A 12,319-nucleotide genomic window follows, 5' to 3' on the forward strand; every position below is an offset into this window, starting at 1 on the left:
TGGGGAACAACAAGGGGATACCTCCCATGAAATTCAAATCAACACAATGGCTGTGCATGAGTCTTATGGTGGCCTGGTCTGGTTTTGCACTTGCGCAAGACATATGGGACACGGACGGCGACGGTTTCGACGATAATAATGATAACTGCACGCTGGTTCACAACGAACTCCAGCGCGATACCGATGGCGATTCATTTGGCAACATGTGCGACGCCGACTTCAACGGCGACGGTCAAATTAACTTTCTCGATCTGAGCTACCTCAGTCAGCGCTTTCTGACCACCGATCCCGATGCCGATATCAATGGCGATGGCTCAGTGAACTTTGTCGATATCGCGTTGTTTGGTGAGTTGTTCATGACGGTTCCGGGCCCAACCGGCACCGATCCAGAACAACCGCCGTGCACCTGCTACTTCAGCGGCGACTGCCCAAGCGGTACGTTCTGCAACTATGGTCCTGGCAGTTTTGCGACGGAAGACATTTGCGTATGGCGTGACATCAAACCCTTCGGTGTAATCGGCGCAGGTTGCTCAATCGAATCCAACCTCACGACAGGCGACTGGATTCCGGATATTTGTGACGGCGTGTGTACGTCATCAACACAAGGCTCTGCGATTGGTCTTGAGAATACCGACATGGTGGCTGAAGCAATGATGACCTGGGGTCAGGCGATGATCGACCCGTCGGCCGCAGGTGGTGGCCCGGTTGATCCGGTGTTGGCAGAACGCGCTAACGCCTTGCCGTTCAGCCTGCCCACGATTCCCATTCAGCTCGGTCGCTACGCGGCGGACGCACTGGCGATGGCTGCAGGTGAGCCCTTCCACGATTACTTCTGCCACTACGAAGGACATCCGGAAGATCCGAACCAGCCTGTCGTCAACCTCGCCAACGATCCGTGTCGAGTAACCTCGGGCCAGCTCACCATTCAAGCACTCGCGTCGGAGCTAAAAACGCCCGGCACCGCGCGCGCGATTATGGAGCAGATTCCCGAAGCCTGTCCGAAGAACTGGCAGTCGCTGTTTATCACCGAATGTGATGCCGGCCCAGGTGCGTTGAATTGCGCGATTCAGTACATTGAATCGCAAGCACAATTCCTTCGCACGCCGTCGGTAGGCGGTGCGTCACCCGCCGAGCAGAATCTGCTCGATCAACTCATGGGTGCAGCCGGCCGCTAAACTCGGTGCGGTGGTAAGACTAGAAAAGGCCGGCTTTGCCGGCCTTTTTTTTGGAACTCCCGGCAACAGAACCACTCCCCACTCTGACCGACATGACGGTTCCGTTCTACGCCTAACCGGAAAAACGAACCGTCTGAAAGCGGCTTTTCCTTTCGCGACGTGATGTCGCCCCTGTGGTGGAGTTCCCAGGGCACTATCGTCTATGATCATTCGCAATCACTTGGCGCTCGGGGAAAACCATGTACAACACTATCATGCTGGTCGTGGGTCTGTTTGTCGTCGGGCTATTCACATCCACCGCGTCGCGCGCTGACAACGAGTCGGGAGGCTGGTCGGTAGAAGCCATCGGCGGCGAAGCGCGTGACATCGCGATTAACACGACGCGAGGCACTTGGATGAGTCTCGACGTGAGTCCGGACGGCCGCACGCTCGCGTTTGACCTACTCGGCGACATCTACACGATGCCCATTACCGGCGGCCAAGCGACCGCCATTCACAGCGGGTTATCTTGGTCGATTCAACCTCGATTTAGCCCGGACGGCACCGAAATTGCTTTTACCAGCGATGCCGGTGGTGGCGACAACATTTGGATTATGGACGCTGACGGCGATCACCCACGTCCGCTAACGAAGGAGCGCTTTCGTCTCCTCAACAATCCCTACTGGTCGCCAGAGGGCGATTATCTCGTCGCCCGAAAGCATTTCACGACCACGCGTTCGCTGGGTACCGGAGAGATCTGGATGTACCACCGCAACGGAGGGGGTGGGATTGTTGTGGTCGAACGACCATCACCGCAACATCAAAAGGAAATAGGCGAACCGGCCATCTCACCAGATGGTCGCTACATTTATTTCAGCATGGACACCACACCGGGTGCCCGCTTTCAGTACGCGCAGGACTCAAACGGCGAGATTTTTCAGATCCGTCGTCACGACCTGCACACCGGCATCACCGAGCCGTACGTCACAGGCCCTGGCGGCGCCGTGCGTCCAACGCCATCACCCGATGGTCGCTACTTGGCCTTCGTACGCCGAATTCGTACGCAAAGCGCGTTGTTCCTCAAAGATCTAACCAACGGCGAGGAATATGCCATTTACGAACAGCTCGATCGCGATATGCAAGAAGTGTGGGGAGTCCAGGGTGTGTACCCGAATTTTGACTGGACCCCCGACTCCAACAGCATTGTCTTTTGGAGTGAAGGGGCCATCAAGCGCATCGATATACACAGCAAGCGTGTCACACCCATACCGTTTGAAGTCAACGATACACGCACGGTGTATGCGCCCCCTCGCCCGAAGTTCGATGTAGCGCCCGACGAATTCGATACGCAAATGGTGCGCAACGCTGAGGTGTCACCCGCTGGCGATCGCGTGGTGTTTGAATCGATGGGCAAGCTCTACATTAAGCGCCTGCCCGATGGCGAAGCAAAACGCCTAACCCGCGGCGACACAATCGAGTACGACCCAACCTGGTCGCGGGATGGGCGTCATATTGCCTTCGTGAGCTGGACCGATGATGGGCTTGGCCATATTGCTCAGGTTCGGTCGCGCGGCGGAAAAAGTAAAACACTCACCGCCACATCTGGCCACTTTCACGCTCCGCGGTATGCGCCGGACGGCGAGTCTATTGCGTTCGTCTCTGCACGCCTGGGCAACCTCACGTCTCCGGCTCGCACGATGCAAAACGGGGTGTTCATGGTCAGCTCGCGAGGCGGCGAGGCGCGCTTCATCACACCCGCCAGCAGCAATCCGCATTTTGGCCGTCGCAATGATCGTCTCTATGTCACTCGCGACGTCGAAGGTGGCCAAATGCTCGTGAGCATTGACCTCAATGGCGACAATCCACGCGTGCATGCGCGCGGCGAATTTCTGCGACGATTTGAAGTGGCCCCCGACGATCGCCACGTCGCCTTTCGAGAAAATTACCATATCTATGTACTACCGCTTCCACCGGGCGGCCACCCCCTTATGGTGACTACCCATGTCGGCAGTCTTAATATGACGCGCGCCAGTGGCGACGGTGGTAATTTTCCGCACTGGAGCGCCGACGGTCGCGCACTGCACTGGTCGCTTGGACCAACGCTGTACAGCACACCCACCGATGCACTGTTTGCATTGCCAAATGAAGAAGAAGCAGCCTATCGGCCGCCCGAAGTCGGCGTATCGATGTCGAGGAGAGTCGCGGCGGATGTCCCTGACAGTACGATCGCGTTTACGGGCGGCCGCCTAATCACCATGCGCGATGCCGACGGCGGTGTCATTGAGCACGGCACGGTGGTTGTGCGCGGCAATCGCATCGTGGCGGTTGGCGAAAAGGATGCGGTCGAGATTCCTACGGATGCCAATGTCGTCGATGTGACGGGCAAGACACTGATTCCCGGCCTGATCGACGCACATGCGCATGGCCAGCAAAGCGCGGGCATGATGGTCGAACAGAACTGGCGCCACTACGGCACGCTCGCGCTTGGCGTCACGACAACCTTCGACCCCTCCAATGAAGCCACCTCAATTTTTGCAGCAGCAGAAATGCAGCGTGCCGGACTGATTCTGGCACCACGTATCTACTCGACAGGCAACATCATTTATGGCGCCCGATCGGGCAGCTTTGCCAAAATCGACTCACTGGAGGAGGCGCGTGAACACGTTCGCCGACTTAAGGCCCAAGGCGCCATCAGTGTGAAGAACTACAATCAACCCAGGCGTGATCAGCGCCAACAGGTTGCCGTTGCGGCTCGTGAAGAGAACATGCTCACCGTGGGCGAAGGCGGCGCGCTCTACCATATGGACCTATCGATGGTGGCTGACGGCAATAGCGCCATAGAGCACAACTTGCCTCAAGAAACCCTCTACGATGACGTGGTGCAGTTTTGGCAACAGACCAACGTCGCCTACACGCCGACGCTAGTCGTGACCTACGGTGGCCTGACCGCCGAGCACTATTGGTACAAAGAACGCAATGTATGGGAACACCCGATCTTAAGTCGTTTCGTACCGCCGCGCGTGTTGCAACCCCGCTCTGTGCGACGCATTACCGCGCCGGATGAGGATTTTTATCATATCAACGCGGCAGCGGCCTCCAAAGTACTCGCTGACGCAGGCGTTAATGTGAGTATTGGCGCACATGGCCAGCGCGAGGGCCTGGCCAGTCACTGGGAAATTTGGGGGTTCGCCCAAGGGGGAATGTCTCCCGTTGAGGCGCTGCGTACCGCGACCATCGCCGCCGCCGAGAAACTCGGATTCGAGCGTGATCTTGGCACACTCGAAACCGGCAAGCTCGCTGATGTTGTGGTTCTTGATAGTAATCCGCTCGACGACATCTACACCACCGACCAAGTGAATCGCGTGATGCTGAATGGGCGACTTTATGATGCTCAAACGCTAAATGAGCAAATCTCTGGCACCCGGGTTTCCCGGCCTTTTTATTGGCAGCTCGACTAAACAGGCCAGAGTCGCGTGATCACACATCGCAAAGGAATCCAACATGAGAACTAAACGCGTCCATACGAGCGGTTTGATCGCCATATTGTCTCTTGTCGTGTTGTGCGGATGCAGCAGCGGCGGGGATGCACCGGTATCCGCCGGCGTGGGCACCGATCCGACACTCCCGGATCCAGACACATCATTGATACCCGTGGTCAATATTGCGCCCGCTCGGGGCTGGGAAAATGGCGCGATGCCCGTTGCGAGGGATGGCTTGCAGGTCAACGCCTTCGCATCGGGTCTTGATCACCCGCGTTGGATCTACATGCTGCCCAACGGCGACGTGTTGGTAGCCGAATCAAACGCGCCGCGTAAACTAGGCGGCGTTAGCGGTATAAAAGGCTGGGTCGCTCGACGCGTCATGAAAAAAGCTGGCGCGGCAACGGCAAGCGCCAATCGCATCACCTTGTTGCGCGATGCAGATGGTGACGGCGTCGCTGAGTTGCAAACTCCCTTTCTCGAGAACTTATACTCACCGTTTGGCATGGTGCTAATCGACGACTATCTGTACGTGGCGAATACCGATGCAATCGTGCGTTTTCCCTATCAAAGCGGCCAAACCTCGCTAACCGCCGCGGCCGTCGAGATCGCCGAACTCCCCGCGGGCGAGATCAATCAGCATTGGACCAAGAGCTTGGTCGCCAGCGAAGACGGACAGACGCTATATGTGGGCGTGGGTTCTAATAGCAACATTGCTGAAAACGGCATGGACAACGAAGTGGATCGCGCCGCCGTGTTGAAAATCGACATCGCATCAGGCCAACGCGAAGTCTTTACCAGCGGCCTGCGCAATCCGGTCGGCCTGGCATGGCACCCTATTACAGGCGCGCTCTGGACGGTGGTCAATGAACGCGACGAATTGGGCAACAACTTGGTGCCTGATTACCTGACAGAAGTAAAACAAGGCGCTTTTTACGGCTGGCCTTACAGCTACTTCGGACAAAACATCGACACGCGCGTTAAGCCTCAAAAACCGAGCCTCGTTGCTCAAGCCATCGCCCCCGACTACGCTCTCGGCGCGCACGTCGCAGCACTCGGTCTCGAGTTTTATCAACACCCATTGATGCCTGACTTTCAAAACGGTGCCTTTATTGGCTTACACGGCTCATGGAATCGCAAACCGCATAGTGGCTATAAAGTGATATTCGTCCCATTTGAAAACGGTCGTCCGATCGGTCAACCGCTCGACATTTTGACCGGCTTTCTCGACTCGGACAACAACGCTCAGGGGCGCCCAGTCGGCGTGGTAACGGCGCGCGACGGCGCGGTACTGGTCGCCGATGACGTGGGCAATATCATCTGGCGCGTGGCGCCTAACTAACGGGCGGGGCCTGACGTTTGTCGCTTTTGCTCACAGGAGCGCGTCGTGACGAGTGCAACGGACGCTAAAACGATTACGGTCAGCGCGCGCTCGATCGGATCAATGACCGCTTGCGACCATCGGATGCGCGGCGCGATAACGTCACACCTGACTCCACTCTTGGGGCACAATAAAAAATGACCAGTGCCAAACGCCGTTTTCTTTATCTGACTGGGCTCATCATTGCCGGCGAAGCTATTTTCGCCTTGCCGTTTCACGTGACGCGTTTTTTCCGACCCACAGTATTGGAGGTGTTTGGTCTTACCGCCACTGAGCTTGGAGCAGCGCAAGGGCTCTACGGTATAACCGCTATGGTTGCCTATTTTCTAGGTGGCCCACTTGCCGATCGTTTTCCTGCGCATACCTTGCTTGCCTCATCGCTGTGGGCGACCGCTCTGGGTGGCGTGTATATGGCGACCTTTCCAACCTACTCGGGCGCGTTAGCGCTATGGGGATTTTTCGGATTCTCGACCATCTTGCTTTTTTGGGCGGCAATGATCAAAGCCACCCGGCAGTGGGGTGGCGAACACGAACAGGGTAAAGCGTACGGATTTCTCGACGGCGGTCGTGGGCTATTGGCCGCTGCGCTGGCCAGCGTAGGCGTCGCGCTGCTCGCGTTCGCGTTACCCGACGGCGGCAGCGCTGCTACCATTGAGGAAAAACGCGCGGTGCTGCGCACGATTATCTACGGCTATACCGCCGTCACATTGCTTGCCGGCGTGTTGGTCTGGTTTATCGTCCGACCAACCTCCGGTGAGGCAGCGTTCTCCCACACGCCACCCCTGGCTGGAATCTCTGCCGCTCTTGCATTACCCACCGTGTGGTTACAGGCGATTATCGTTTTGTGTGCGTATGTGGGCTACAAAGGATTTGATAACTATTCGCTGTTTGCTGTGCAAGTCTACGGCTTAACAGACACCGAAGCGGCAGGATTAGTCACACTCGGCTCCTGGGTGCGCATCGTCGCAGCGATTGGCGCCGGCCTTATCGGCGACCGTATTGGGGCATCGAAAACACTGATTGTGTTATTTGCCCTACTGCTTCTGGCTGACCTCTATTTCGCCCTCACAGTACCCGGTGCCGAATGGGTATTAATCGGTAATGTGTTACTCACGTGCATCGCGATTTTCGGTTTCCGCGGTCTGTATTTCGCATTATTTCAAGAGGCACGGGTTCCGCTTCCGATTACCGGCACAGCGATTGGTATCGTCTCGGTTGTGGGCTACACACCCGATATATTCGTCACGTTTGTCGCCGGTGTGCTCATTGATCGCTCGCCTGGACTCGCCGGCCATCAACACTTTTTCGTGTTCCTCGCGGCCTTCGCGCTGGTTGGTCTCATTGCGAGCACACTGTTCCATCGAAAAGTACGATAGTCGCTCAGTCTCTGGCTTGAAAAGCGGCCAGGGCCTCGCGCGCGCGCATAACAAACCGATGATCATCATCGAGGTGCGTAGTTAATATCGCCACCCCCTCCAACAGGAGTGATTCGGCCTCGGCATCTTCTTGAAACTCAGCGAGGCACGCGCCGAGACGCCACTTGGCCTGCCCAACCACAAAATGATCAGGCAGTTTATCGGAAAGTATTTCGACCGCTTCACGAAGCGTCGGAATGGCCGACTCGCAGCGATCCTGCAGCTGATTGATGCGCCCTAGATTCAGGTGCACGCGACCGACGTTTGGGCTGTCGGGCGTATGCAGCATAATCAGCCGTCGTGCTTCTTCTTGCATGCGCAAAGCTTCGCCATAATCCCCTCTAATTTCCGCGACACTACTCATGCCATTCGCGATATAGAGGTTGTAGGTGTAATCAGGACCATAAAGCCGAATGTTCTGATCCATCGTTTTTTGATAGATCGCCATTGCCTCATCGTATCGCTTCAAGTTGGTCAGCGATCGAGCCATACCCAGGTGCAGATCGGTTTCAACAATTTCCTTGTTCTTTTTAACCCGTTTATGCGTAGCCTCGATGTCTAGGAAAATGTCATAGGCCTCTTGGTGCGAACCGGTATGGTCTAACAGTGTCGCCAGATTTAGCTTGGCTGCCGCGGTACGCATGTCGTCATCACCCAGCGATTGTTGGAGCAGTCGCAGCGCTTCTCGATATTGCAGATCGGCACCTTCGTAGTCTCCTTGGAGATGCATCATACGACCGAGCCGGCCATGGGCCTCACCTTGACTGGCCAGATCGCCAAGCACTTTACTGATATCGATAAGCTCATAGGCCAGTGCTTCGGCTTGCGCATAGTTCCCCACCATGTCCTCGGACTCCGCCAGGTGCATGAGGATGTCGAAATATTCACGACTGTTTTGACCATCCAGTTCCGCCACCAGCGTTTTGCGCTCGTACATGAGCTCTTGAGTTTCGTTGTTCAACCCCATCGCCATATACACGCCGGCAATGGTTTCCATCATATCGGCCCGAAGACGTGGTTCATCGGTAAACTCTTGTTGGACGCGCTCGCGCCCCGATTCAAGAATTTCGCGTGCGGTGACCGTGCGGCCCTCTGCCTTAGGTCCAGCGGCCTCGAATATGCTGACCAAAAAGTCCTGGGTGGCCTGCAGTCGATTACGTTCGGCCAAAACCGCCAGTCGCTGCTGCTCGCTGCGAGCGGCTGAAAGACTGGCAAATAGGGCAAAACCGGCGAGGCTTACAATCGCCACGGTGCTTAACGCCACAGCGGTGACATTACGCCCCACAAATTTTCGCGCGCGATAAAACCATGACGGCGACTTCGCACTGACCGGCATGCCCTCACGCCAATGGCGAAGATCCGATGCGAGACTCTCCATCGACGCATAACGATCGGCCGGATCTTTGGCCAGCGCGCGGGACAGAATCGCGTCCAAATCGGTATCAATAAGATCATTGCAATGACGAGCGGGCTTGGGGGATTGGCGACTCACCTTGGCGTGCAGTTCGGCCAAACTCAAACCCTCGACGTCAATCGGCAGAACGCCAGTGAGCAGTTGATACAACACAACGCCGATGGAATACACATCGGTTGTCACGTCTACCGCCTCACCGCGCAACATTTCTGGACTCGCATAGGCAGGCGTCACGGGGCGCTGTGCGATTTGCGTGAGTGCAACGTCCTGGTCCGACTCAAGCACTTTGGCAATGCCAAAATCGAGAAGGCGCGGGTAACCGAAATGGTCAACCAGAATATTCGTGGGCTTCAGATCGCGATGAATCACCAAATTACGATGGGCATACTGCACGCCATTGCTCACCTCAAGGACGAGATCCACTGCCTGTCGTACGCTGCATTGATGGCGACGGCAGTATTCGTCAATACGCACGCCATCCACATAGTCCATGACAAAGTACGGCGTGCCGTCATCACTCACGCCGCCATCCAGTAGCCGCGCGATATTGTCGTGGACAAGTCGAGCGAGAATTTGCCGCTCGTTGATAAAGCGCTCTTTGGCAACGTGGCTATCGAGTCCAATCGACAGTGTTTTTACCGCCACCCGCTTCTCGAATTCGCCATCGGCTCGTTCGGCAAGATAGACGGCCCCCATTCCACCGCGGCCCAACAACGACACAAGACGCCATTGGCCCAAACGCTTTTCTATAAATGTGCTCGAGTCGTCTTCAGCCAATGCGGAAAGACCCACTTTATTCGACAATCCATCAAAGAAAGCTTCGCTTTCGTTTGCCGCCGTGAGTAGCGAACTAACTTCGTCATACAGTGCCTGATCGTCACCACAGGCTTGCTTCAGGAAGCGATCGCGATCATCGGGCGACAGGGTGATCGCTTCGTTAAACAGTTCTTCAATCCGCGGCGAAATCGGCATGTCAGCTTTCGTCCTTCCCCTCTCGCTGCATTTCGCGATATACCCATGCGCTGAGCAACGCCCAGTCGCGTTTGACTGTTGCGGGCGATACGCCAATGACATTGGCGGTCTCCGCAATCGTCATGCCGCCGAATACGCGGCAATCGAATAATTCTCCATGTCGCGGATTTTCCTTCTCAAGTGATTTGATCACGGCGTCGAGCTGCACCACGTCATCCAGTGTTGTCTCATCATCGAGCGCCAAACCCGACAAAGTAACCTGAACGGCATCACCGCCGCGCTTCGCCGTTGAGGCACGCTCTGCATAGCTCACAAGAATCTGCCGCATCGCGCGTGAGGCCGTTGCATAGAAGTGCGTGCGATTTTCATAACCCGATAAATCACTATTTGCTAACTTGAGGTACGCCTCACTGATCAGTGCCGTGGTGTTGAGCGTATGGTTGCCGCGCCAACGGCGTCGATGGGCAGCCGCGATTTTTCGAAGTTCGTCATAGACCTGCGCAAACAGCGCATCGCCCGCCTGCCGATCACCGTCCGCCGCCGCCTGAAGCAGCTTTGTTATGGCTTGTTTTTCGCTCACTTCGCCCCCTTCCTTGGGGCAGTATAGCGACTTTCTTAAAATCAGCGCCAGCAATCGAGGAAGAAGCGCCGCGCTACCTTCGTTGTGGCGGGGCCTGCCAAGAGTCGATCAAAGCACGACGCCTCTAGTTAAGCTGCAATTTCAGTTGCTCAAGTTCGGCCTGCTGTGCCTCCAACATGGCCTGCTGTGTCTTTAGTGCTTCGACCAGCACGGGTATCAATCCCATGTAAGCCACCGTCTTCAATCCGGTCGTTGGATCCTCCCGTACCAGCTGCGGTAGCACATCGGCCACATCCTGGGCGATAAAGCCAAGCTGATGATCACTCGCAAACCGCTCTTGTCCGCTCAACGCTTGTGCACGCTGACCACGCGTATCAGGCACGAACGCATACGAAACGCCTTCGAGCTGTTTGATCGTATCCACGGCGCTGCGAATCGGCTGGATGTTGGTTTTCAGTCGACGATCCGAATAGGAACTGTAATTGAGGGGACTGGCCGCGAAGTATTCTCGACTGTACATCGCCCGAAACGGAAACGTTCCCCGCCCAAGGTAGCCAGTTTCAAAACTGGTTGGCTCCAGCACGGTATAGGCGGTACCGTCGGTGGCCTGGGTGATGCGAAAGTTGCCGTTTGTACCGCCATCGAACACCACGCGCCCGCGAACTTCAAAGGCATCCTCATTCCGATTGCCGCCTGTATTAACGCGCACCTCTCCGCCCTCCGCATTGAGTGTTAGCGGCGCCGCATTTCCATTGTTGCGCGCCATAATCTCATTGTTGTCCAGCGCCACATTGATCGACGTGTCGCTTCCCAAAGTCATAAAACCGCCACCGCCGGGTGCCACATCACTTCCAGAGCCGATGTGCAGACGGGTGCTTGGTGATACGTTGGCGATACCGACGTTTTCATCGGCATCAATGACAAACGGGGCGCTCGACGACGAGGCGACGTTGGACACTACGAACTTGCCGCCCCCTGCCGCCCAACTGTCGGCGCTCGAACCCACAAACCATTCTGCTCCCCCTGCAAACGGATTACGCAGGCTGAACTGCCAATCGGGGTCCGAGGTCGTCAGTTTCGCGTTCGGTGCAAATGCACCGACACCGACGTCGCCCAATACATAGAGGCCGGCATTGGGACCAACGCCCGCTGTTCCAACCGATACACTGCGATTCTCATGGACCATGAGCGCAGTCGTGCCACTTACACGCGCGCGCAAAGGCGTCCCACCCGACGCCGAATCGATAAATAGATCGGCGCTCGCGTTGGCTGTGCCAATTGCTACCGCATGGCCCGCCGGAACGAAGTGAGTTGAAAGATTGGTTGACCACGGACCGCTGTTGTCGGTGGCACACTGCACATTACCCGTCGGGGTTACACCCACCATAAAAGAGCCACTTTGGCAGGAACCACCAATCTGCTGCTGCAGAAGCGGAATGACGCTGTCGATCGTCGAAATTGCCGCGGCATTGTCCTGGATTAAAAAGACAGCCTGATCGATATCGCTCTCAGCAAGACTGAGCGCATTAGTGAGTGTAATAACATCGCTGTTGTTAGACGACACCTGCGATTCGATGGATTCGATGTTGTTTTCGAGTGTATTGAGTATGGTTTGCAGGGTATCGGTCGTCGTCGAGAGCGACTGAATATCGCTGCTTTGATCGAGATCTTGCGCGGTATTACCACCGAGCGTATTGGCATCGTTGGCTTTGAGAGCATAGGCTACGGAGGTCAACGCGCGCCTTGGCGTCATCTCATCATCGGTGCCCACCTTGACGCCCAGGAAAAGTGGCGTATCAAACATCCCCGCCGGGAATGGATTAGACTGATTGCCAAAGGTTGTTGAAAACAACCCTTGCGAAGGAAAGACGCTCTGAAACTCAGACCATACCGGTGTACCGCCCGATTCGCTGGTGTAAATCGA

7 protein-coding genes are annotated in these 12,319 nt (G+C 56.2%); 4 read left to right on the top strand and 3 right to left on the bottom strand.

The window, feature by feature from the left end:
- The first annotated feature begins 26 nt into the window (after window positions 1–26).
- The 4 genes from AAF465_03550 (at window position 27) to AAF465_03565 (ending at window position 7,390) form a co-directional block, all read left to right on the top strand.
- Window positions 27–1,175: a dockerin type I domain-containing protein gene (locus AAF465_03550; protein MEM7081786.1), complete on the top strand. Its 1,149-nt coding sequence runs from the start codon at window positions 27–29 to the stop codon at window positions 1,173–1,175.
- Window positions 1,176–1,414: 239 nt separating this feature from the next.
- A complete protein-coding gene (locus AAF465_03555; protein ID MEM7081787.1) occupies window positions 1,415–4,612 on the top strand; it encodes an amidohydrolase family protein in 3,198 nt (1,065 codons plus the stop codon).
- Window positions 4,613–4,655: 43 nt separating this feature from the next.
- Window positions 4,656–5,975: a sorbosone dehydrogenase family protein gene (locus AAF465_03560; protein ID MEM7081788.1), complete on the top strand. Its 1,320-nt coding sequence runs from the start codon at window positions 4,656–4,658 to the stop codon at window positions 5,973–5,975.
- A 176-nt stretch (window positions 5,976–6,151) separates the two neighbouring features.
- Window positions 6,152–7,390 carry an MFS transporter gene (locus AAF465_03565; GenBank protein MEM7081789.1) on the top strand — a complete coding sequence of 413 codons (1,239 nt, stop codon included), beginning with the start codon at window positions 6,152–6,154 and terminating at the stop codon, window positions 7,388–7,390.
- A gap of 4 nt (window positions 7,391–7,394) precedes the next feature.
- Here the strand turns inward: AAF465_03565 and AAF465_03570 are convergent, their stop codons facing one another.
- From AAF465_03570 to AAF465_03580, 3 genes are all read right to left on the bottom strand, one after another.
- Window positions 7,395–9,815 (bottom strand): serine/threonine-protein kinase, encoded by a 2,421-nt coding sequence (locus AAF465_03570; GenBank protein MEM7081790.1) that lies wholly within the window; start codon window positions 9,813–9,815, stop codon window positions 7,395–7,397.
- Between the two features lies 1 nt (window position 9,816).
- Window positions 9,817–10,395, bottom strand: a complete 579-nt coding sequence (locus AAF465_03575) for an ECF-type sigma factor (GenBank protein MEM7081791.1) — start codon at window positions 10,393–10,395, stop codon at window positions 9,817–9,819.
- Window positions 10,396–10,519: 124 nt separating this feature from the next.
- The coding region (locus AAF465_03580; protein MEM7081792.1) for a tail fiber domain-containing protein at window positions 10,520–12,319 on the bottom strand (1,800 nt) is incomplete at its 5' end.

This window comes from Pseudomonadota bacterium (genome assembly GCA_039028935.1).
In the GTDB taxonomy this organism is placed as follows: Bacteria; Pseudomonadota; Gammaproteobacteria; order Steroidobacterales; family SZUA-146; genus SZUA-146.

Bases quoted from the DNA above. Each gene is read 5' to 3' on its own strand.
- AAF465_03570 (MEM7081790.1), bottom strand. From the start codon at position 9,815: ATGCCGATTTCGCCGCGGATTGAAGAACTGTTTAACGAAGCGATCACC.
- AAF465_03560 (MEM7081788.1), top strand. From the start codon at position 4,656: ATGAGAACTAAACGCGTCCATACGAGCGGTTTGATCGCCATATTGTCT.
- AAF465_03555 (MEM7081787.1), top strand. From the start codon at position 1,415: ATGTACAACACTATCATGCTGGTCGTGGGTCTGTTTGTCGTCGGGCTA.
- AAF465_03565 (MEM7081789.1), top strand. From the start codon at position 6,152: ATGACCAGTGCCAAACGCCGTTTTCTTTATCTGACTGGGCTCATCATT.
- AAF465_03550 (MEM7081786.1), top strand. From the start codon at position 27: ATGAAATTCAAATCAACACAATGGCTGTGCATGAGTCTTATGGTGGCC.